Genomic DNA, 20,990 nt, shown 5'->3' on the forward strand with positions numbered 1-20,990 from the left:
CCGAGATTCACCGGAATCTTTTGGGCCGGGTTGATCCGTACAACTCACATGGAGGTCTTCAACCTGCGCGACTTCGAGGGCGTGGCCCGGGAGAAGCTCGACCCGGTGTACTACGACTACTTCGCGAGCGGGGCGCAGGACGAGGTGACGCTGGCGGCCAACGAGGCGGCCTTCCGGCGGCTGGCTTTGGTGCCGAGGATCCTGCGCGGGCAAGGCCCGCCCCGGCTCTCGGGCAGCGTGCTGGGGTGCGAGAGCTCGATGCCGGTCCTGCTCGCGCCGACCGCCTTCCACCGGCTGGCCTGGCCCGCCGAGGGCGAGGCCGCCACCGCCCGCGCGGCCCGCGAGGCGGATGTCATCATGATCGCCGCGATGCTCTCCACGATCACGATCGAGGAGATCGCGGCCGCCGCGGGCACGTTGTGGTTCCAGCTCTACATCCAGCCCGACCTGGGCTTCACCGAGTCGCTGGTACGGCGGGCCGAGGCGGCCGGCTGCCGCGCCCTGGTCGTGACCGTGGACTCGCCCGCACTGGGGAGGAACGAGCGCGGCGACCGCAACGACTTCCACGACCTGCCGCCGGGCATCTTCTGCGCCAACATGCGCGGTGACGGAAACGTCCGACAGGTCCGCCTTTCTCCCGAAATTTCGTGGAAGCATGTGGAATGGCTGCGTGAGGTGACGCGACTGCCGATCCTCCTCAAGGGCGTCCTGCACCCCGCCGACGCCGCGCAGGCCGTGGCCCTCGGCGTGGACGGGCTGATCGTCTCCAACCACGGCGGACGGCAGCTCGACACCACCCCCGCCACGATCGACCGGCTGCCCGTCATCGCCGACGCGGTCGGCGGCAGGGTGCCCCTCCTGCTCGACGGCGGCGTACGGCGCGGCACCGACGTGGTGAAGGCGCTCGCGCTCGGCGCCTCGGCCGTCGCCGTCGGCCGCCCGGTGCTGTGGGGACTGGCCGCGGGCGGGGCCGAAGGCGTGGCACAGGTGCTGTCCCTGCTGCGCGGGGAACTGGAGAACGCGCTGACGCTGTGCGGGGCCGACTCGCCGGGCGCGCTGACCAAGGACCAGGTGGTGGGATGAAGGTCAGTGGTGGGATGAAGGCCATCGGTGTGGGCGTGGGCAGGACCGGCACGCTGTCGCTGAAGGCGGCGCTCGAACGCCTCGGGCTCGGCCCCTGCTTCCACGGCCGCCACGTCCTCGACCACCCCGAACGGCTGCCCATGTGGCGCGCGGCCGCCGCCGGTGAGCGGGTGTCCTGGGAGGCGGTCTTCGCCGGGTATGCCTCCAGCGTGGACTGGCCGGGCGCCGCCTTCTGGCGCGAGATCCTGGCCGCCTTCCCCGACGCCAAGGTGATCCTGACCGAGCGCGACCCCGAGGCGTGGTACGCCAGCGTGTCCAGGACCATCTACCGCATGTTCGGCGACGGCGAGCCCGACGCCCGCGTGGCCGAGGCGCGGCGCACCGTGCCGGGGCTGGACGTGTTCACCGCGTTCCACCGGGCCATGATCTGGGACGGCTTCTTCGCCGGCCGCTTCACCGACCGGGCCTACGCCATGGCGGTCTACCAGGAGCACAACGCGGCGGTGCGCGCGGAGGTGCCGGCCGAGCGGCTCCTGGTGATCGGGCCGGGGGCGGGGTGGGGGCCGCTGTGCGACTTTCTCGGGGTGGCTGTGCCTGGCGAGCCGTACCCGCACCTCAACGATCCCGAGCGGTTCTGGGCGCGGGTGGAGGCGCGGATGGCCGAGTCCCGTTCCTGAGCCCCTGTCCCGGGCGGAGTCCCTTTTCGTGAGCCTCCCGTGCCCGGGGTGCGCGCCTGGGTTCCGCCCTGATAGGCGTCCAGAGAGGCGCCGGGACCGCAGGCCAGGAGGCGGCCGGGAGGCGGCGGCTTCGGGTGGGCATTGGAGGTCAGGCGGCGGCTTCGGGTGGGGCGACGGAGGTGGGGCGGCGGCTTCGGGGCGGGGGCCGGGGTGTGGGGTGAGGGCAAGCGCGTGCGGTGAGGGCCGGGTGTGGAGTGGGGTGGCAGGGGGGCTCGGCGCAAGTTTGAGGGGCTGCTCAGGAGGTGGGGGTCGGGAGAGTGGAGGTCAAGGGGTGGTGGTGAGGGCGGTGCGGATGCGGGCCAGGCCGCGGCGGATGCGGGTCTTGGCGGTGCCCAGCGGGATGCCCTCGCGTTCGGCGATCTCCTGGGCGGTCAGGCCGTAGAGGATGGACAGGATCAGCGGGCGGCTCTGGGAGGCGGGGAGGGCGAGGAGTTCCTCCTGGATGCGTTCGACCCGGGGGCCGGAGTCGGGGCGGGGAGGGGGGACGGGTAATCGCCACGGGTCCACGGGCAGGTCGCGGCGGAGGCGGACGGCGTCGACCGCCAGGTTGCGGGTGATGGTCAGGAGCCAGGTCGCGACCCGGCCCCGGCGAGGGTCGTACGCGGCGGCGTGCCGCCACGCCCGGACGAAGGCGTCCTGGGCCACCTCTTCCGCCAGGCACGGGTCGGCGACCACGCTCAGCGCCAAGCCGTACACTCTGGGTTGAAAGCGCCGCACGAACGCAGCCGCCGCATCGGTGTCACCCGATGCCATACCCGCCATGAGCGTCTCATCGGAGAGAGTCCACACATCCCACGACGATTCCCGCTCGGGGATGGTTCAAAGTTGAATGGCTGTTTTTATGCTTGGAAATCCGCGAACTCGAAGCCGGGCGAGACGACACAACTGACCAGAACCTCCTGGGCGCCCGAGGGCCGGGCCGACTGCCACACGCCGCCCGGCACGATCGCCTGCGGAACCTGGCCGTCCTCCACGTCCGGGCCCAGGACGACGTGCCGATCGCCGATGGTCAGGTCGAGCGGGCCGCCCCGGTGCCACAGCCACACCTCGTCCGAACGCACCACGTGCGGGACCGACTCCTCGCCCGGCATCAGCAGGAAGTAGATGCCCGTGGCGCTGGCCCGCTCGCCGTCGTAGCCGCCGGGGGTGAAACGCGCGGCGGTCTTCCAGGTCTGGCGGAACCAGCCGCCCTCGGGGTGGGGGAGCAGGTCGAGCGCGGCGGCGATCGGCGGGCGCGGCACGAAGGCGAGCGCCTTGCCGTGGACGTCGCGGCGCAGGAACCGGTCTCCGTCCAGTACCAGTTGGCCCTCCAGCGTGCTGGCCAGCGCCTCGGCTTCGTCGGCGACCTGGACGGTCGGTCCGCCGGGATAAATGGTGAGATCCACGGGACCGATGCTAGTCAAGATCGACGCGGAGCCCGGGTATCGCGTCCAGTGGGGTGAGGTCGAGGCCGTCGCTCGGCGTGATGGCGACGCTCTTGAGCGCGGGTAGCCGGGCGAGGACCGACAGGTCGGTGAGGTCGGTGTCTTGGAGCCGGACGTATTCCACCCGCGGGTAGGTCGCGGCCAGCTCGTCGAGACAGCCGGGGACGCCTTGGAGGTGGGTCAGGGTGATCGAGGTCAGTTCCCCGGCGTGGGCGAGAAGGGAGGGGGAGAGCCGCTGGCCGAGTCCCACGAGTGAGATCATCCTGAGTTCCGTCTGCCGCGACAGAGCCTCTATCCAGGCGTCTCCGTCCGGCAGTTCCAGGCCCAGTTGGTGCAGCCGGGGCAGCCCGTCGAGGAAGGCGAGGTCGGCCTCGTGCACCACCTCCCACGTCCAGAGCTCGCGCAGGTGTTCCAGGCCGTAGAGAGGCGTCATGTCCATCGTGCAGGGGTGGCCGGCGTAGAGCCAGAGCCGCCGCAGCCGGGGAAGGAGCCTGACCGGGCCGAGGTCGGTCTCAAGCTGGAGGAGTTCCAGGGCCTCCAGTTGCGGCGTGTCCTTCAGGAACGCCAGAGATCCCACCGCGCAGTCGACCGCCAGCTCGGTCAGTTTCGGCAGGTGCCGCAGGCTTGCCAGCTCGCGCGTCTCGTAGACGGACAGCGCGGCCGGGGCGGGGAGCGCGGCGAGCACGTCTACCGCGTAGCGGCGGCAGTCGAAGAAGCGCCACATGTCGACCACCGCGCTCTGCACCTGACGCCGGGGGTCGGTGGCGAAGGCGGCCAGTTTCGTGAGGGCGGCCTCGCCGTTGATCAGGCCCGTCATGCGCACGGTCAGCCCCGCCTGCAGCGGGGTGTACGCCGACAGGTCGTCGGGCACGCGCCGCAGGATCTCCTCGCCCGCCGCCGCCAGGATCCCGGTCTCGTCCCCGGTGCGCGGCGGGATCACCTCGGCCAGGCACGCCTCCACCCGCTCGCGCAGCTCCAGCGGGATCTCCCTGATCGTCTCCAGGCAGGAGGCCACCAGCAGCCGCAGCCGCCGCGTGTGCCTGCCGCCCTCGTCGGCCCGGTCCAGCAGCCCGCGCAGCAGGTCGCGGCGCAGCCGTCCGGTGGCGTGGCCCGCGGTCATCACGACGACCTCGCGCCACTGGTCGAGGTGGGCGCGTTCGACCGCCGCCTCGACGTCGTCGTCCTCGACGAGTTGTCCGGCCGCAAGGTATTCCTGGACCGTCTTGTGGACGAAGTCGATCCGGCCCGGCACGGGCTCGCGCAGCACGCCGCTGCGCCGCAGCAGGTACTCCAGCACGTCCGCCGCCTGGTACGGCATGCGCGTCATCCCGGTCAGCCGCTGCTCCACGCGGCGCAGGGCGGTGGCCTTGGCCAGTTCGGAACGGCCCATGGAGACCACGCGCCAGGCCAGGTCGCGCAGGATCCAGATCTTCTGCTCAGGATCGAGGACGATGTCGTCCTGGATCCCGCGTTCGGCGTCGCGCCGTTCCAGCAGGAGGGCGAGGACCGCGTCGTACAGGCCCATCCTGCTGCGGGGGAGCTGGGTGCGGCGGTCGAGGTTGAGCGCGCAGAGCATGGCGGCCAGCAGCGGGGTGGCGGCCAGCAGGCGCAGGTGGGGGTTGCTCTCCAGGCGGGCGAGCAGGGCGCGCTCGTAGGAGGGCAGGTCGTCGGGGTGGCAGGGCAGGCTGGGGCAGTCGCGCATGGCCACGTGCCACTGGCGGACCAGCTCGCCCAGGTCGTCCGGGGTCATCGGCTCCAGCAGGGCGGCGGTGAAGCCCTCGTCGGCCAGCCAGCGCACGTCCGCGGCGGCAGGCCGGGAGGTGACCACGACGCGCAGCTCCGGGTTGGCCGCGAGGAGCCTGGACAGCCACTGGCGGACGGCGTTGCGGTGCCGTACCAGAAGCTCGTCGACGCCGTCGACCAGCAGCAGGCCGCGGCCGGAGGCGAGCACGCGCTCGGCCCAGCCGCGCGGCATCCGTCCGGCGACCTCCTGGGCGACGTCGTCGAGCAGGTCGGCGGGGGCGGGCAGGCGGCCGTCGGCGTGGCTGCGCAGCTTGACCATGAGGGGGACGCAGCCGTTCCACCCGGCCAGGTCGCCGGTGAAGCCGCGGCGGGCGGCGGTCACGGCCAGCCAGCGCAGCAGCGTGCTCTTGCCGGACCCGGCCTCGCCGCGCAGGAGGGTGCGGCGGCCGAGCGCGGACTCGATGCGGCGGCTGCCCGGCTCGCTCTCGTCGCGGCCGGTGAGTGAGGTGGGTGCGAGGCGTTCGAGCGGGCGGCGCTCGTGGTCGGCGCTGACGGTGAGCGAGATGTAGGCGACGCTGAGGGAGGTGCGCGGGCGGTAGGTCTCCATGGGCACGCCGAACAGCTCGACCTCGTCGAGGGTCCGGCTGAGGAAGCTCAGGTAGTGCTGCTCGAAGGCGAGGTCGTCCTGCGAGCCCTCCGGCGCTTCGAGGGTGCGGACGGGCAGACGGGCCAGGACACGTTCCATGCCCTCGGCCAGGCCGCTGAGGCGGGAGAGGCTCTCGGTCGCGGCGCGCGGCAGGTAGGGAGGCAGTTGCTGCATCATCCCGACCAGGCAGGCCACGCACTCGGCCAGCAGCACGCCGTAGAGCGCGTCCTCGGTGGTGCCGAGGCGCGGCGGCGCGACGGTGTCGAGCACGCGCCTGGCCAGCCGGGCGGGGTCGGCGTCGGCGTCGAAGAGCGCCTCGTCGGACAGGTCCGCGGTGCGCAGCGACTCGACCACCTCCAGGAGTACGGCGGAGCGGGCGTCCTCGTCCAGCCCGCGGTACTCCTGCTCGACCAGGTCGCGTAAGCGCGACTCGACGGCCATCGCCATGCCTTCGAGCTGGTTGCCGAACTTCCTGGGCGCCAGGCGGTCCCGGAAGCCGCTCTGGATCATGTCCTTGAGCTGGGCGTCGCGGTCCCGGTTGGCGGCACGGGCGGCGAGCCACTCGCGCATCGCGCGTTCCGCGATGGCCTTGCCCGCCGCCACGACCGCCGTCTCCACACCTGGCATAAAAGCGATCATGCCGGAAATCTCAGCCCTTGACGGCGCCCCCCAGCAGACCGGCCACGAACTGCCGCTGGAACACCAGGAACACCAGCATCAGCGGCAGCGTGGCGAGGAAGGCGCCCAGCATGAGGCCCGCGTAGTCCACGTGCGACAGCCCGATCAGGTGGTTCAGCGCCACCGGCACCGTGTAGCGCTCCTCGGAGTTGAGCATGAGCAGCGGCCAGATGAAGGAGTTCCACTGCGTCATGAAGGTGAAGATCACCAGCGCGCCGAGCTGGGGCCTGACCACCGGCAGCACGATCCGGTAGAAGATCCGCATGTCCCCCGCGCCGTCCAGCCGGCCGCTCTCCAGCAGCTCGTCGGGGAACTCGAGGAACGCCTGGCGCATCAGGAAGATCCCGAAGGAGTTGGCCAGGAACGGGATGATGATCGCCTGGTAGGTGTCGACCCAGCCGATGCTGGCCATCATCTGGAACAACGGCACCAGAAGCACCTGGAACGGGACCATCATCGTGGCCAGGACGATGCCCAGGAGCAGGCCCCGGCCGCGGAAACGGTACTTGGCCAGGCCGTACCCGCACATCGCCGACACCAGTGAGCTGAGCGCGGTGTAGACCAGCGCGGTCCAGACGCTCGTGGCCATCACCCGCGCGAAGTGCACGGACTCCTCAAGCTTGACGATGTTGGCCAGCAGGTCGCCGCCGGGCAGGAACGGCGGCGGGGAGGCGAACAGCTCGCTGCCGTCGTGCGTGGCCGCCACGATCATCCAGTAGAACGGCACCACGCTCACCAGCGCGCCCAGAACGGCCAGCACCCACACGAGCCGCCTCACGACCGCTCCTTCCCGAAATAGCGGAACTGCACCCACGACAGCGCGCCGATCAGCGCCACCACCGCCCACGCGATCGCCGCCGCGTAACCGAAGTCGTACTGCTTGAAGCCCACCTGGTAGAGGTAGAGGATCGGCGTCAGCGTGGCGTCGCCCGGCCCGCCGCCGGTCAGCACCAGCGGCTCGTCGAACAACTGCAGCGTCCCGATCGTCGAGGTGATCGAGCAGAACACCACGACCGGCCGCAACTGCGGCAGGATCACCCGGCGGAACGCGGTCAGCGGGCCCGCGCCGTCGATCGCCGCCGCCTCGTACTGCTCGCGCCCGATCCCCTGCAGCCCGGCCAGCAGGATGACCGCGTTGTACCCGACCCAGCGCCAGGTCAGCGACGCGATCAGCGCCACCCGGGCCCAGAACGGGTCGTTCAGCCAGTCCACCTGCAGCCCGAGCACCTGGTTGACCGCGCCGCCCTCGGTGCGCAGCAGCACGCGGAACACCACCGCGTACGCCACCAGCGTCGTCACCGCGGGCAGGAAGTACGCCACCCGCAACGTCGCCCGGAACTTCAGCCACGACTGGTTGAGCACGTAGGCCAGCACGGTCGCCAGCCCGATCATGACCGGCACCTGGACCACGAGGATCAGCGCGGCGTTGCCCAGCGACTTCAGGAAGGACGGGTCGCGCACCAGCCGCGCGTAGTTGCCGAACCCGCCGTCCAGGCTCTGCAGCAGCGACGCGGCCAGCGGGTAGGCGAAGAAGAGCGCCAGCAGCGCCGCCGCCGGCCCGACGAAGACCCATCCCGCGGTACGGCGGCGCCGGTCGTACCGCCGATGCCGGGGAACCTCGACCGCGACGGCGCTCACGAGGCGATCTCACGCCCGGTGGCGGCGGCGAGTTGCTCGGCCACGCCGTCGAGCACCGCCTTGGGGTCCTCGCCGTTGAGCAGGCAGGCCGAGACGGCCTTCTTGAGCAGTTCCTCCGCCTGCTTGTCGTCCCCGGTCAGCTCCACGGGCGGGATCGACTTCACCTGGTCGGCGAACAGCCGGTTGGCCTTCTCGCCGCCGAAGTACGGCTGCGGCTCGTCGAACAGCGGGTCGGCCAGCGCGGGCAGGTAGGCGGGGAACAGCGCCTCGGTTCTCATCATCGACACCTGCCGCTCCTTGCTCGCGAGCAGCCATTCGAGGAAGGCCCAGGCGGTCTGCTGGTTCTTGGTCTGCGCGGTGATCGACAGCGCCGACCCGCCATTGGCCGAGGTACGGCTTCCGCCGGCCTCGAAGGCGGGCAGCGGGACGACCCCGAACTTGCCCGACAGCTCCGGCATGTCGGCGGTCAGGGTGCCGCTCCACCAGGCGGCGGTCGGCTGCGTGGCGGCCTTGCCCTGCTTGGTGGCGGTGACGCGGCCGTCCCAGCCCTTCTCGTTCTGCAGGAGGTCCTTGTCCTTGAGGGTCTTGAGCAGGGTCAGCGCGCGGACCGCGTGGGCGGAGTTGACCGCGACCTTGCCGTCGACGAAGTAGCCCTGGCCGAGCTGCTGCAGGAGCGTGGTGAACCCGGCGGCGGTGGTCAGGTCGGAGACGAACAGGCGCCTGCCGGTGGCCTCCTTGATCTTCTCGCCGGCCTTGACCGCGTCGTCCCAGGTGACGAGCGAGGCCGGGTCGATCTTGGCCTTCTCGAAGTAGTCGCGGCGGTAGTAGAGGCCGACGGGGGCGGAGTCCCAGGGCAGCGCGTACAGGCCCTTGGCGGTGGAGGCGGCCTGCCACTTGGCCGGGTCGAAGTCGGCCTTGTACTTGCCGGCCACCGGCGTGAGGTCGACCAGGCCGCCGGGGAAGTTCTCGGCGTAGCCGGGGACCGCGGTGTCCTCAAGCGTGATGATGTCGGGCAGGCCGGCGCCCGACTTGAGGCCCACGGTGATCTTGTCGTAGGCGTTGTCGTAGCCGATGTCGGTCACCTTGACCTTGACGCCCGGGTTGGCCTTCTCGAACTCGGGGGCCAGCCGCTGGAGTGCCTTGGCGGCGACATCCCACGACCAGATCTCGATATTTCCGGACACCTTGTTTCCGGCCGGCTGGGTGATCTTCGGCGCTTCCTTGGCCGGGACGCCTCCGGTGGCGCAGGAGGCGGTGAAAACTAGTGCTATCCCGGCGATGGCTTTCTTCACGGGGGTTGCTCCGGTGGTATGTCACGTGATGTATTCTGAGTTTTGAATACAGTAGACGTGTGGTCCTGGTCACGCCAGTCCCTTTGCCAGGAAATGTCGGCCCTGAGCGCTAATCTGCATCGAGTGATCTCCGAAACCCCAGCTCAGACCGCGCGGCACGCGAGAGTGGCCGCCGGGCTGGCCGAGCTGGAGCGGTGGCTCGGCGACCAGGTACGGCTCGGCCTCGGGCAGGCGGGGGATCGCGACTGGGACGACCTGGCCAAGCGGCTCGTCGACGCCCAGGCCGCAGGGGCGGCCGGGATGGTGGCGCGGCTGGAGCGGGTGCGCTCCGGCTCGGCGTGGCCGGGTGCGCTGCTGTCCGAATACGCGCTGCTCAACCTGCTGGCCGTGGCCTATCGGCGGCGTGCCTCGCTGCCCCCGGGCTTGGCGCGTACCGTGCTGACCCGCGTCGGGTTCACGACCTCGCGGGCCGAGGTGCTGGCCGGGGCGCAGGTCCGTGACCGGTGGCTGGTGCTCGGGGTGCGGGACGAGGCGCTCGACCACGTGACGGCGCGGCGCGTGTGGCTGCGCGGCCAGGACACCGGCCGCCCCGCCCTGATCCTGACCTTCACCCCCGCCGGCCACCCGATGGACGAGACGCCGCCATCGGGCGCCACCCGGGAGGCCACCCTGGCCTTCTACCCCGCCGCCACCCCCCTCCGCGCCCTGATCGCACCGGACCCCGCCGATGCTCCGGACTCCGGCCAGGCGCCCGCACCTTCGCCCGCCCCGTCCGGAAACGCCGCCGCACCGGACCCCGCCGACGAGCCTTTGATCGCCGATGCGCGGGACTCCGGCGAGGCGTCCGGACTCTCGGAGGAGATGGGCGGGGTGCGGGGGTGGGTGGTTGGGCGGGAGGTGCCCGGGGCGGTTTCGGTGGAGGCGGCGCTGGAGGAGGTGGCCGGGGCGGTGGCGGCCGATCCCTGGACGGATGCCTGGCCGTTGCTGCTGGGCGGGGTGGTGCCGGGGCGGACCGAGCTGGGTGGGTTGCCGCTGCATCCGGCCTGTCACGATCTGTGGCGGCTGATCGCGGTCTCCGGTGGCGGGCCGGTGACGGTGGCGGCCGAGTGGACGCCGCGTGGGCTGCGCCCCCTGACCGTGTGGGACGACGACGCCCGGCCGGTGGCCCTGTGAGCGACCAGGGTTCCGCTTGGGCGGAGATGGTGTCCACCGCGCTGGTGGGGACGGCGCGCCGGCCGTACCAGGGAGAGTTGCTGGAGGACGCGGCGGTCGAGGTCGTGCGGCAACGAGCCGGACAGACGGCGACAAACCAGCAGGACGGGCCGGGCGCTCAGGACGGGCTGAGCTCTCGAGACGGGCTGGGCGGGCGGGCGGAGGCGGAAGAGCAGAGGGTGGTGGCTTGGGGGGCGGCGGAGCGGCTGGGGCGGATTCTGGGGGGTGAGCACGGCCGGGTGCTGGCGGAGTGGCTGGCCGTGGCGGCGGCCGGTGGGCGCCGGGTGCCGCCGCACGTGCTGCCTGAGCTGCTCGAACGCGGCAGGCGCGACCGCTCGATCAGGGGCTGGCTCGGGGTGCTGGCCGGGCGGCGCGGCAGGTGGCTGGCGGAGCGGAATCCGGCCTGGGCGTTCCTGCTCGACGAGCCCACCGGCGAGAGCTGGGAGTACGGCTCGCCCGCCGACCGCCACGCCCACCTGAGGGCGGTCAGAGCGGCCGACCCGGCGGCGGCCCTGGCGCTGCTCGAAGCCACGTGGGAGCGGGAGACCCCGGAGGACCGGGCGGAGTTCACCGAGACCCTGGCCGTGGGGCTGAGCATGGCCGACGAACCGTTCCTGGAGCGCGCCCTGGACGACCGCCGCCGCGAGGTACGCCAGTCGGCGGCCAACCTGCTGGCGGGCCTGCCGGACTCCCGGCTGGCCGGGCGGATGGCGCGGCGGGCGGCGCGGTGCCTGGAGGTGTCCGGAGGGCGGGTGGAGGTGCGGCCGCCGGAGGAGTGCGACGCGGCGATGGAGCGCGACGGCGTGCGGGCCAAGCCGCCGCGCGGGATCGGCGAGCGGGCGTGGTGGCTGCAGCAGGTGGTGGCGCGGGCGCCGCTGCGGATGTGGGCGCGGCCCGGGGTGATGCTCGGGCTGCGGTTCTCCGACTGGGACGCCGAGGTCAAGGCGGGGTGGGTGCGCGCGGCGGTGCTGCAGCGGGACGCGGGGTGGGCGCGGGCGATGTTCGCGCACGACCCGATCGCCGACCTGCTGGGGGTGCTCGCTCCCGAAGAACAGCAGGAACTAGCCGCCGAGTTCGTGAAAAATCAGGACATGGATAGCCAGCTCATCATGGTCCTCGGCGGCGTCGAGCGGCCCTGGCGGGCCGGGCTGGCGGCAGCCGTACTGAACAAGATTGCCAGGATCGCGGCCACCCAGCCCTGGAACCTCGGCGAGCTGGCCAGGCTCGCCGGCGAACGTGTCGACCCGGAGCTGCATCCGCTGGCCGAGCGGAGCGGGGCGGGCGAGGTGGCCGAGGTGTTGCGGTTCCGCGCCGAGATGGTGGCGGAACTTCGGGAAGGGGAGGGCGCATGACGGTCCTGCGGGCCCATGCGGAGGACGAGTACGCCGAGGAGCTGGCGCTGCTGGCCAAGGAGGACGACCGGCCCAGGCCGCCCGGCTGGGCGCTGTCGCCCTGGGCGGTGACCACGTACGTCCTGGGCGACGGGCGGCGGATCACGCCCAAGTACGTGGGCGCCCGCCGTATCGTCGAGGTCGCCGTCGCCACGCTGGCCACCGACCGGGCGCTGCTGCTGCTCGGCGTCCCCGGCACGGCCAAGACGTGGCTGTCGGAGCACCTCGCGGCGGCGATCAGCGGCGACTCCACGCTGCTGGTCCAGGGCACCGCGGGCACGCCGGAGGAGGCCGTCCGCTACGGCTGGAACTACGCGCGCCTGCTCGCGGAGGGGCCCTCGCGCGACGCGCTCACGCCGAGCCCGGTCATGCGCGCCATGGCCGAGGGCCGCGTGGCCAGGGTGGAGGAGCTCACCCGCATGCCCTCCGACGTCCAGGACGCGCTGATCACCGTCCTGTCGGAGAAGACGCTGCCGATCCCCGAGCTCAATCAGGAGGTCCAGGCGCAACACGGCTTCAACCTCATCGCCACCGCCAACGACCGCGACCGCGGCGTGAACGAGCTGTCCAGCGCGCTGCGGCGGCGCTTCAACACCGTCGTGCTGCCGGTCCCGGCGACGGCGGAGGAGGAGATGGAGATCGTCTCGCGCCGCGTCGCCCAGCTCGGCAGCTCGCTGCGGCTGCCGGAGACCACGACCGGGCTGGAGGAGATCCGGCGCGTGGTCACCGTCTTCCGCGAGCTGCGCGACGGCGTCACCGAGGACGGCCGCACCAAGCTCAAGACGCCCAGCGGCACCCTGTCCACCGCCGAGGCGATCTCGGTGCTGACCAGCGGCATCGCGCTGGCCGCCCACTTCGGCGACGGCGTGCTGCGCGCCGGCGACGTGGCCGCGGGGCTGGTCGGCGCGGTCGTGCGCGAGCCGGCCGCCGACCGGGTGGTGTGGCGGGAGTACCTGGAGACCGTGGTGCGCGAGCGTCCCGGCTGGCAGGACTTCTACCGGGCGTGCCGCGAGGTCTCATGATCGAGCTGTTTGGCGTCCGGCATCACGGCCCGGGGTCGGCGCGGGCCGTACGGGAGGGTCTGGAACGGTTGCGGCCCGACGCGATCCTCATCGAGGGCCCGCCGGAGGCCGACGCGCTGGTCCGCTTCGCCGCCGGGTGCGTGCCGCCGGTCGCGCTGCTCGCGCACGTGCCGGGCGACCCGTCGCGGTCGGCTTTCTGGCCGTTCGCGGTGTTCTCGCCGGAATGGCAGGCCATCCTGTACGGCACGCGCCACGGCGTCCCGATCCGCTTCTGCGACCTGCCCGCCGCCCACCTGCTCGCTCCGGAGGGCGGCGACGAGCGCGGCGCCCGCGACCCGATCGGCGAACTGGCCGCCGCCGCCGGACACGACGACCCGGAACGCTGGTGGGAGGACGTGGTCGAGCACCGGCCGGGCGCCGCGTTCGAGGCGATCGGGGAGGCCATGGCGGCGCTGCGCGAGGGTCATGTCCCGGATGCTGTCGAGGCCCGGCGTGAGGCGTACATGCGGCGTGTCCTGCGCGCGAGCGTCAAAGCGGGATATGAGCGGATCGCGGTGGTCTGCGGCGCCTGGCACGTGCCGGCCCTGGCCGGGCCGCCGCCGCCGGTCAAGGCCGACGACGCGCTGCTGCGCGGCCTGCCCAAGGTGAAGGTGGCGCTGGCCTGGGTGCCGTGGACGTATGAGCGGCTGGCGATCCGCTCCGGCTACGGCGCGGGGGTCGGCTCGCCCGGCTGGTACCACCACCTGTTCACCGCCGCCGACCGGCCGGTCGAGCGCTGGCTGGCCGAGGCGGGCGCGGTGCTGCGCGAGGAGGGCCTGCCGGTCTCCTCCGCGCACGTCATCGAGGCGGTACGGCTGGCGGAAAGCCTGGCCGCCCTCCGCGGCCGTCCGCTGCCCGGGCTCGGCGAGGTCACCGAGGCGGTCAGGGCGGTGCTGTGCGAGGGCGACGAGCCGAAGGTCGCGCTCATCCAGCGGCGCATGGTCGTCGGCGACCGCCTCGGCCACGTGGGCGACGACGCCCCGCTCGTACCCCTCCAGCGCGACCTGCGCGAGCAGCAGCGCCACCTCCGCCTCCACCCCGCCGCCCAGGACGACGCCGCCCGCGAACTCGACCTGGACCTGCGCAAGACCCTCGACCTGGGCAGGAGCCGCCTGCTGCACCGGCTGCGGCTACTCGGCGTGTCCTGGGGGACGCCGGGCGAGGCGCGGGGGAGGGGGACGTTCAGGGAGAGCTGGCGGCTGGAGTGGCGGCCGGAGTTCGACCTGGCGCTGATCGAGCGCGCGGCGCTCGGCACCACCGTCGAGGCGGCGGCCACCCGTCACGTCCTGGACCTGGCGCCGGCCCGCCAGAACCTCGGCGAGCTCGCCGCGACCGTCGAGAAATGCCTGCTGGCCGAGCTGCCCGGCGCGCTGCCCGGCCTGCTCGCCGCCCTGTCGGAACGGGCCGCGCTGGACGCCGACATCACGCACCTGATGACCGCCCTGCCGGCGATCGTGCGCGCGCACCGCTACGGCGACGTCCGCGGGACACCGGCCGAAGGGCTGGCGGCGGTCGCCCGCTCGATGCTCGACCGCGTCCTGGCCGGCCTCCCCGCCGCGCTGCCCGGCCTGTCCGGACAGGCGGCGGGCGCGATGCTGGCCCAGGTGGACGGCGTGCACGCCGCCGTCGACCTGCTCGGCGACCCGTCGGCGCGCGAGCGCTGGCTGGCCGCCCTGCGCGGGATCTGCGACACGCCGGGAGCCCACGGCCTGGTCGAGGGACGGCTGACGCGCATCCTGCTGGACGCGGGCGCGCTGGCCGACGCCGACTGGCGGCTCGCGCGGGCGACCTCGCGCGGCGGCGGTCCCGCCAGGGCGGCGGCGTGGATCGAGGGGTTCCTGAGCGGGGGCGGGCTGCTGCTGGTGCACGACGCGCGGCTGCTGGACCTGGTCGACGCCTGGATGAGCGGGCTGCCCGGCGAACAGTTCACCGAGGTGCTGCCGTTGCTGCGGCGGACGTTCGGCGGCTTCGCCGTACCGGAGCGCAGGGCGATCGGGGAGCGGGTGCGGTCGGGCGCGGGCGGCACGCGGCCCGCGCGGGAGGTCGACGAACGGCGGGCCGCGGCGGCCGAGCGGACCGTGCTGACGATCTTCGGGAGGGACCGTGGATGAACGGCTGCGCAGGTGGCGGCTGGTGCTGGGCGGCGGCGAGGCCGACGGCACCGGCCTCGGCCTGCACGGCGACGACGCCAGGATGGACGCCGCGCTCGGGTCGCTGTACGACGCCGGGCAGAGCGCGGAGCGGGGCGGGCTGGGGGCCTCGGCGCCCCGGGTGGCCCGCTGGCTGGGCGACGTGCGCACGTACTTCCCGCCCGGCGTGGTCCAGGTCATGCAGCAGGACGCGATCGAACGGCTCGACCTGACCAGGCTCCTGGCCGAACCCGAGATGCTGGAGGCCGTCGAACCCGACGTGCACCTGGCCGCCACCCTGCTGTCGCTGGCCAAGGTGCTGCCCGACGAGGCGCGCGAGTCGGCGCGGGCGCTGGTCAGGGCGGTGGTCGGCGATCTTGAGAGGAGGCTCAGGGCCAGGACCCTGACCGCGGTCGCGGGGGCGCTGGACCGGGTGGCGCGGACGCGGCGGCCCCGCCGTACCGCCGACGTCGACTGGAACCGGACGATCCTCGCCAACCTCGGCCACTACCTGCCCGACCGCAACACCGTCGTGCCCGAGCGGCTGGTCGGGCACGCGCGCAAACGACGCTCGCTGCGCCGCGACGTCGTGCTGTGCGTGGACCAGAGCGGCTCGATGGCCGAGTCGGTGGTGTACGCGGGGGTGTTCGGCGCGGTGCTGGCCTCGATCCCGGCGCTGCGCACCCGCATGGTCGTCTTCGACACCGCCGTGGCCGACCTCAGCGACCTGCTGCATGACCCGGTCGAGTTGCTGTTCGGCACCCAGTTGGGTGGTGGCACCGACGTCAACCGGGCGCTGGCCTATTGCGAGGGGCTGCTGGAACGTCCGGCCGAGTCGGTGCTGGTGCTGGTCAGCGACCTGTTCGAGGGCGGGCCGCGGGACCAGATGCTGCGCAGGGTCGCGGCGATGACGGGGGCGGGAGTGCGGGTGATCGTGCTGCTGGCGTTGTCGGATGAGGGGGCGCCGCTGTTCGACCGCGACAACGCCGCCGCGTTGGCCGCGCTGGGCGTGCCCGCGTTCGCCTGCACCCCCGACGCCTTCCCCGACCTGATGGCCGCGGCTTTGGAGGGCCGCCCCCTGCCCTAGGCCGGATTGCCTAGGTCCATGGCCCGATGTGCCTGACCTGCGGGGATCATAGGTTGCCTGCCATGACAACTGTTGCTGAAGCCCCACCCGCCCCAGTCAGCGTGATCTCGCGGAAGTTCCGCTCGTTGAGCTTCGGACTGGTCGCGCTGGTCACGCTGGTCGCCTTCGAGGCGATGGCCGTGGCCACCGCGATGCCCGTGGTCGCCCGCGACCTCGGCGGCATGGACCTGTACAACCTGGCCTTCAGCGCGACCCTGGCCGCCAGCGTGATCGCCACCGTCCTCGGCGGCCGGTGGTCGGACGTGCGCGGCCCCCTCCAGCCCATGGGCACCGGCGTCGTGACCTTCGTCGCCGGTCTCCTGCTGGCCGGTTTCGCCCCCACGATGGAGATCTTCATCGCCGGACGCTTCGTCCAGGGTCTCGGCGCCGGACTGATCCAGGTTTCGTTGTACGTGGTGGTCGCCCGGGTCTACCCGGGTTCGATGCACCCCAAGGTGTTCGCCCTGTTCTCCGCCGCCTGGGTGGTCCCCTCCATGGTCGGCCCGGCCATCGCCGGACTCGTCGTCGAACAGGTCGACTGGCGCTGGGTCTTCCTCGGCGTCGCCGTGATCGTCGTGCCCGCCGCCCTGCTGCTGTGGCGCGGCACCGCGGGCTCCGACGTCCGCTCCGGCGCCGCCGAACCCGCCCCCGGCCTCGGCCGCAAGCTCGTCTGGGCCACGCTGACCGCCGTCGCCGCCGCCCTCATCCAGTACGGCAGCGCCCTCGGCCTGGCCGGTCTGCCCCTGCTCGTCGCCGGAGTCGTCGTCCTGGCCGTCGCGCTGCCCAGGCTCCTGCTCAAGGGTTCCCTGCGCGCCGCCCCCGGCCTGCCGACCGCCCCGGTCCTGCGCGGCCTGGCGTTCGGCGCGCTCACCGCCTCCCAGGTGCTCATCCCGCTCATGCTCATGAACGAGCGCGGCCTGTCCCCGATCGGCGCCGGAATCGTCCTGACCGTCGGCGCGCTCGGCTGGTCCACCGGCTCCTGGTTCAAGGGCCGCGGCACCATCGGCAACCTGACCGCCCTGCGCGGCGGCGCCCTCATGATCGCCGCGGGCATCGCCCTGGTCAGCCTCGTTCTCGTGGACGCGGTCCCGCTCGCCGTCGCGTACATCGCCATGGCGATCTCGGGACTCGGCATCGGCGCCCTGCACCCGACCGTCTCCGTGCTGGTGCTGGAGATGTCCAAGCAGGGCGAGGAAGGCCACAACTCCGCCGCCGTCGGCGTCGGCGAGTCCGTCTTCACCGTGGTCGCCGTCGCGGTCACCGGCGCCCTGTTCACCGCCACCCACGAGACCTACGTCGTCGGCTTCGCCTTCACCTTCGCCCTCGCACTCCTCGGCGCCATCCTGGCCCCGCGTTTTGCCCAGTCCGCGAAGACGGGCACACTGGAGGGGACCGCGTCATAAAAGGGGGGTACATGCCGCGAGTGCGGGAGCTTGAGGTCTTCAGGCTTGTCCTGCCGTACGGCGGGCGCCAGGAGACCCTGCTCGTCAAGCTCACCGACCACGGTGGCATGACCGGCTGGGGCGAGGCGACCTCCCCCGAAGCCAAGACCTGGACCAGCCTGGAGGAGACCCTCGGCGCCCGCCTCATCGGCGTCGACTGGGAACACCCCGACAGCGCGCCCAGCGGCGACCCGGCCGTGGACATGGCCTGCTGGGACCTCTGGACCAGGATGCGCGGCGTGCCGCTGGCACACGCGCTGGGCGGCAGCCGTACCTCATTGGTGGCGACGGTACGGCTGACGCCCGACCCGTCGTTGGAAAGCCTCGTAGCCCGCGTGAACCAGCAGGTGTGCGCAGGCTACGGACACGTCACTCTCGACATCAGGCCAGGCTGGGACGTGGAGCCCGTCCGGGCGGTCCGGGCGGCGTACCCGGCGCTGACACTGGCGGTGGACGGCGCGGGAAGCTACACGACCCCCGAACAGCTGATCGCCCTGGACTCCTACGGCCTGGAGGTCATAGAACGCCCCTTCGCCGTCTCCGACCCCTACCTGCACGCGACTCTCCAGGACCAGGTGTCGGCGTCGGTGGCCGTCGAGGCCACCACCACGGCCGACCTGGACGACTACGTGACGCTGAGAGCAGGCCGGGTGCTGCTGCTGAGACCAGCGGCCTTCCCGTCACTGAGCGAGGTCCGCCGAACACACGACCGGGCGGCGGCGGCCGGCTGGGACATCCAGTGCACGGGCGGCCAGGGCGCGGGTCTGGCAAGGGCGGCGACGGTAGCGGTGGCCAGCCTCCCGGGCTGCACACTGGCCTGCGACGTGACTCAGCCCCCACGCAACAACCAGATCGTGGACCCGATCGTAGGGGCCAACGCCGGGGTGATCGCGGTGCCGTTCACCCAGCCGGGACTGGGCCACACGGTCGACGAGGCCCGAGTACACCGCCTGGCCAAAGACCGATTCAGCGCCTGAAAAAGGCAAGGCGTTCCGCTGCGCTCCACGCGTTTCTCCAGTCGAGCTGAAGCTCGACCCCTGAAGGTCCTCGCTCCGCTCGGTCGCTCTGTTCCAGGCCCACCCCTTGACCAGAGCGCTGGCCACCCACCTCCCGCCCACCCGACACGCGGGTGGGCGCCCGGTTGGGTCGCCTGGGCCTCTTGGGGGCTGCCTTGGGGTCACGTGGTTGGGTCGCAGGTCTGGACAGGCGTGCGAACTGGTTGGGGTGCCTGAGGACCCCGCGCTGAGTCATTGCCTCCGCAGAACCGTGAAGCCACGAGTAGCCCGTGCCTCACGGCGCCACCCGCACCGGCACCAAATTGGCCACTACTCTGGCTTGTCCAACGGGACAGGACGAACCGAGCCGGCACCGCACGGCAGCGACACCAGAAATGACCGGGACTGAGCCCCCACGGTCACCTCGGCGACCATGTCCCCATCCGGCCCATACACCAGCAACCCTGGAGCCATCGGCCGGACAACGCCTTCCCCGCCGCCGCGTATGCCATTGCTGCGCAGGCGCAGACTGATCCGCGACACCCGTCGCGTACCAAAGCCAAGAGACGAAAGAACGTCTCGTACGTCGGCCAACTCAGCCTCGTACCGCTCGACCACGCGGTCGGAGAGAACCTCCACGCTCTGTGTCCGATCCATGCTTCGACGGTAAGAACGGCCGCGAGCCAGGCTCAATGAACTTGTACGAACTTGCGCCGTCATCTTAAGGAGCGCAATGCCGAGGTGATCAATGCCCTTGCCTTGTTGCCGTACACAGCGTGGGCCGCCAGCTCAGTGAAGCCCTTGACGTAGAGAACGATCTCCCGAGGTTGGGTAACCGTCACTCCTGCGGAGAGGAGTTCGACGAACACCCGCGTGTCGTCGTAGATCGAAAAGGTCTCCATCGTCCACAGCTTGCGGCGAGCGTTGGAAGGGATGATTCCGAGCGAGACAGAAGGAAGCGACAGTCCCTCCAGGAGTTGCCCGAGTTGCCCGGCCATGACATCGTCGTCGGCTATCCGGTCATGAAGCACCGACTCCTCCAGGACAATCGCAAAGCGATGATCCCCTTCATAAAGAAGTCGGCTGCGGGCCGCTCGGGCCGCTACCGCCTCATTGATGTCTCGGGGTGCTTCGTGAAAGTCGGCGAAGGCCGTCAGCACGGCCCGCATATAGCCGGGCGTCTGCAGCGGCCACGGCATGAACTGGGAGCAGTAGAAACGAAAGAGTCTGGTCTGTTCGTACAGCGATACACGTGTCTCTTGGAGACCCTTCATCCCCCGGCGCTTCAAGCGCCGCCACTCCATGTACATGCCGTCGGCATCACGACTGGCCGCGATCAGATCGGGAATCTCATCCTCGGCCCCGCAGATTCGGCACCAAGTGCGTATGTCATCGTCGGACGGCAGCGTACGGCCATTGACAAGCCGGGAGCACTTCGACTCGTCCCAGCCGGCCTCGTAGGCAAGCGCCCTGGCCTTCAGGCCGGAGTCGCGCAGGATCTCGCGAAGACGCTTGCCGATGGCGATCCTGGCCTCGTGGGCGCTGGATGACGACGGTACAGGCACGTGCAGTGATTTCAGAGGGCCCGGTAGTCCTGATGATCGACGCCGCGTTCCCACACGGCCTCGAAAGCTGTTTGGCACAGCTTCACCACCGCTGGGTCATCGCGGTCTTCATGCCCGGTCGCTTCGCCCTCACCGGAATGGAAGCCGAAACGCACGAGCCGATCATCGAACAGCCAGAAGTCATTGCCGGGCAACGCGAGATCCGAAGCCTTCTGCCGGGGGAGCCAGCGGACCAGTTCACCGCCTGCGAGGTTGGCATACGGCGTCGCGGAATGTTCGTAACGGATGTAGGCGCTGGCGGGCTCGGAAACGATGCGTGCCCGGCGCACCACGACGCCTCGCCCGACGGTCTCCTTGATCAGCTTCACCCACGGCGCGTCGAACTCCGTGCGGTCGAACGCGATGTTGTCACGCCAGGCCAGGTATCCGGGGCTCGAATAGCCGTATCCATCCCGCATTTCGAGGTGCAGTGCTGTGCTTGTGCACTGGCCGAGCATGTCAGCCAAAGTCGGCGTTGTGCTCACTGCATGCCTCCACGAGATAGCCACGCATATGCCCTGGAAGTCTAACGATCATTTCGCCGGGCGCGAGCGGGCTACGAGTCGTAACCTGCTCAATTTCGAGTGGATCTGTGACTGTGACACCTTGAATGACGATGCTGCCATCGCGGTCGTCGACCCAAACCGACGGGCAACCCCCGTGCTCGCTCGTGTCGTCGACACCGATGCACCGTAGCGCCATGGCGGCCTCCACTGCTCCGACTTTGTGCGACCTTGCACACACAGGCGAGCTTGAACGGCGGACACCAGGGCGTCAAGGCCTGGCACG

At 71.6% G+C, this 20,990-nt stretch carries 18 protein-coding genes; 9 read left to right on the forward strand and 9 right to left on the reverse strand.

Features of this window, described 5'->3' with window-relative positions:
- Window positions 1-48: 48 nt before the first annotated feature.
- Together ACIBEJ_RS12660 and ACIBEJ_RS12665 are read left to right on the forward strand one after the other, a co-directional pair.
- On the forward strand, window positions 49-1,083 hold the full coding sequence (locus tag ACIBEJ_RS12660) for an alpha-hydroxy acid oxidase (protein WP_397182797.1): 1,035 nt from the start codon (window positions 49-51) through the stop codon (window positions 1,081-1,083).
- Window positions 1,080-1,760: a sulfotransferase family protein gene (locus tag ACIBEJ_RS12665; RefSeq protein WP_397182798.1), complete on the forward strand. Its 681-nt coding sequence runs from the start codon at window positions 1,080-1,082 to the stop codon at window positions 1,758-1,760. The genes ACIBEJ_RS12660 and ACIBEJ_RS12665 overlap by 4 nt, the downstream gene beginning before the upstream one ends.
- Window positions 1,761-2,084: 324 nt before the next feature.
- Here the strand turns inward: ACIBEJ_RS12665 and ACIBEJ_RS12670 are convergent, their stop codons facing one another.
- The 6 genes from ACIBEJ_RS12670 to ACIBEJ_RS12695 all read right to left on the reverse strand — a co-directional run bounded on the left by ACIBEJ_RS12670 (window position 2,085) and on the right by ACIBEJ_RS12695 (window position 9,241).
- Window positions 2,085-2,582, reverse strand: a complete 498-nt coding sequence (locus ACIBEJ_RS12670) for an RNA polymerase sigma factor (protein ID WP_397182799.1) — start codon at window positions 2,580-2,582, stop codon at window positions 2,085-2,087.
- Window positions 2,583-2,659: 77 nt separating this feature from the next.
- On the reverse strand, window positions 2,660-3,205 hold the full coding sequence (locus tag ACIBEJ_RS12675) for a cupin domain-containing protein (RefSeq protein WP_397182800.1): 546 nt from the start codon (window positions 3,203-3,205) through the stop codon (window positions 2,660-2,662).
- A 10-nt stretch (window positions 3,206-3,215) separates the two neighbouring features.
- Window positions 3,216-6,260, reverse strand: coding sequence for an NACHT domain-containing protein (locus ACIBEJ_RS12680; protein WP_397182801.1), 3,045 nt, complete (start codon window positions 6,258-6,260; stop codon window positions 3,216-3,218).
- A gap of 22 nt (window positions 6,261-6,282) precedes the next feature.
- Complete coding sequence (locus ACIBEJ_RS12685) at window positions 6,283-7,089, reverse strand: carbohydrate ABC transporter permease (RefSeq protein WP_397182802.1); 807 nt, start codon at window positions 7,087-7,089, stop codon at window positions 6,283-6,285.
- On the reverse strand, window positions 7,086-7,949 hold the full coding sequence (locus ACIBEJ_RS12690) for a carbohydrate ABC transporter permease (RefSeq protein WP_397182803.1): 864 nt from the start codon (window positions 7,947-7,949) through the stop codon (window positions 7,086-7,088). The genes ACIBEJ_RS12685 and ACIBEJ_RS12690 overlap by 4 nt, the downstream gene beginning before the upstream one ends.
- Window positions 7,946-9,241: an ABC transporter substrate-binding protein gene (locus ACIBEJ_RS12695; RefSeq protein WP_397182804.1), complete on the reverse strand. Its 1,296-nt coding sequence runs from the start codon at window positions 9,239-9,241 to the stop codon at window positions 7,946-7,948. The genes ACIBEJ_RS12690 and ACIBEJ_RS12695 overlap by 4 nt, the downstream gene beginning before the upstream one ends.
- A 123-nt stretch (window positions 9,242-9,364) precedes the next feature.
- Between ACIBEJ_RS12695 and ACIBEJ_RS12700 the strand changes: the two genes are divergently transcribed.
- The 7 genes from ACIBEJ_RS12700 to ACIBEJ_RS12730 all read left to right on the forward strand — a co-directional run bounded on the left by ACIBEJ_RS12700 (window position 9,365) and on the right by ACIBEJ_RS12730 (window position 18,579).
- Complete coding sequence (locus ACIBEJ_RS12700; RefSeq protein ID WP_397182805.1) at window positions 9,365-10,414, forward strand: SWIM zinc finger family protein; 1,050 nt, start codon at window positions 9,365-9,367, stop codon at window positions 10,412-10,414.
- Window positions 10,411-11,805 carry a DUF5691 domain-containing protein gene (locus ACIBEJ_RS12705; protein ID WP_397182806.1) on the forward strand — a complete coding sequence of 465 codons (1,395 nt, stop codon included), beginning with the start codon at window positions 10,411-10,413 and terminating at the stop codon, window positions 11,803-11,805. Before ACIBEJ_RS12700 ends, ACIBEJ_RS12705 begins: the two co-directional genes overlap by 4 nt.
- Window positions 11,802-12,866 carry an AAA family ATPase gene (locus ACIBEJ_RS12710; RefSeq protein WP_397182807.1) on the forward strand — a complete coding sequence of 355 codons (1,065 nt, stop codon included), beginning with the start codon at window positions 11,802-11,804 and terminating at the stop codon, window positions 12,864-12,866. Before ACIBEJ_RS12705 ends, ACIBEJ_RS12710 begins: the two co-directional genes overlap by 4 nt.
- Window positions 12,863-15,016, forward strand: coding sequence for a DUF5682 family protein (locus ACIBEJ_RS12715; RefSeq protein ID WP_397182808.1), 2,154 nt, complete (start codon window positions 12,863-12,865; stop codon window positions 15,014-15,016). The genes ACIBEJ_RS12710 and ACIBEJ_RS12715 overlap by 4 nt, the downstream gene beginning before the upstream one ends.
- Complete coding sequence (locus ACIBEJ_RS12720; RefSeq protein ID WP_397182809.1) at window positions 15,009-16,121, forward strand: VWA domain-containing protein; 1,113 nt, start codon at window positions 15,009-15,011, stop codon at window positions 16,119-16,121. Before ACIBEJ_RS12715 ends, ACIBEJ_RS12720 begins: the two co-directional genes overlap by 8 nt.
- 62 nt (window positions 16,122-16,183) lie before the next feature.
- Window positions 16,184-17,563: an MFS transporter gene (locus ACIBEJ_RS12725; protein ID WP_397182810.1), complete on the forward strand. Its 1,380-nt coding sequence runs from the start codon at window positions 16,184-16,186 to the stop codon at window positions 17,561-17,563.
- A gap of 11 nt (window positions 17,564-17,574) precedes the next feature.
- Entirely contained in the window at window positions 17,575-18,579 is a 1,005-nt protein-coding gene (locus ACIBEJ_RS12730; protein ID WP_397182811.1) for an enolase C-terminal domain-like protein, read from the forward strand.
- Between the two features lie 348 nt (window positions 18,580-18,927).
- Here ACIBEJ_RS12730 and ACIBEJ_RS12735 read toward each other — a convergent pair whose 3' ends face one another.
- From ACIBEJ_RS12735 to ACIBEJ_RS12745, 3 genes are read right to left on the reverse strand one after another with little or no spacing between them, the layout of a single operon-like run.
- Window positions 18,928-19,254, reverse strand: coding sequence for a hypothetical protein (locus ACIBEJ_RS12735; RefSeq protein WP_397182812.1), 327 nt, complete (start codon window positions 19,252-19,254; stop codon window positions 18,928-18,930).
- Between the two features lie 59 nt (window positions 19,255-19,313).
- Window positions 19,314-20,162: a helix-turn-helix domain-containing protein gene (locus tag ACIBEJ_RS12740; protein ID WP_397182813.1), complete on the reverse strand. Its 849-nt coding sequence runs from the start codon at window positions 20,160-20,162 to the stop codon at window positions 19,314-19,316.
- An 11-nt stretch (window positions 20,163-20,173) separates the two neighbouring features.
- Window positions 20,174-20,686 (reverse strand): DUF6879 family protein, encoded by a 513-nt coding sequence (locus ACIBEJ_RS12745; protein WP_397182814.1) that lies wholly within the window; start codon window positions 20,684-20,686, stop codon window positions 20,174-20,176.
- Window positions 20,687-20,990: the final 304 nt, after the last annotated feature.

The organism is Nonomuraea sp. NPDC050790 (assembly GCF_044456745.1).
Taxonomy (GTDB): Bacteria; Actinomycetota; Actinomycetes; order Streptosporangiales; family Streptosporangiaceae; genus Nonomuraea.

Excerpts from the sequence above, each read along its gene's own strand:
- ACIBEJ_RS12660 (WP_397182797.1), top strand. The coding sequence starts at position 49 with ATGGAGGTCTTCAACCTGCGCGACTTCGAGGGCGTGGCCCGGGAGAAG.
- ACIBEJ_RS12665 (WP_397182798.1), top strand. The coding sequence starts at position 1,080 with ATGAAGGTCAGTGGTGGGATGAAGGCCATCGGTGTGGGCGTGGGCAGG.
- ACIBEJ_RS12670 (WP_397182799.1), bottom strand. The coding sequence starts at position 2,582 with ATGGCGGGTATGGCATCGGGTGACACCGATGCGGCGGCTGCGTTCGTG.
- ACIBEJ_RS12680 (WP_397182801.1), bottom strand. The coding sequence starts at position 6,260 with ATGCCAGGTGTGGAGACGGCGGTCGTGGCGGCGGGCAAGGCCATCGCG.
- ACIBEJ_RS12710 (WP_397182807.1), top strand. The coding sequence starts at position 11,802 with ATGACGGTCCTGCGGGCCCATGCGGAGGACGAGTACGCCGAGGAGCTG.
- ACIBEJ_RS12715 (WP_397182808.1), top strand. The coding sequence starts at position 12,863 with ATGATCGAGCTGTTTGGCGTCCGGCATCACGGCCCGGGGTCGGCGCGG.
- ACIBEJ_RS12725 (WP_397182810.1), top strand. The coding sequence starts at position 16,184 with ATGACAACTGTTGCTGAAGCCCCACCCGCCCCAGTCAGCGTGATCTCG.
- ACIBEJ_RS12730 (WP_397182811.1), top strand. The coding sequence starts at position 17,575 with ATGCCGCGAGTGCGGGAGCTTGAGGTCTTCAGGCTTGTCCTGCCGTAC.
- ACIBEJ_RS12735 (WP_397182812.1), bottom strand. The coding sequence starts at position 19,254 with ATGGATCGGACACAGAGCGTGGAGGTTCTCTCCGACCGCGTGGTCGAG.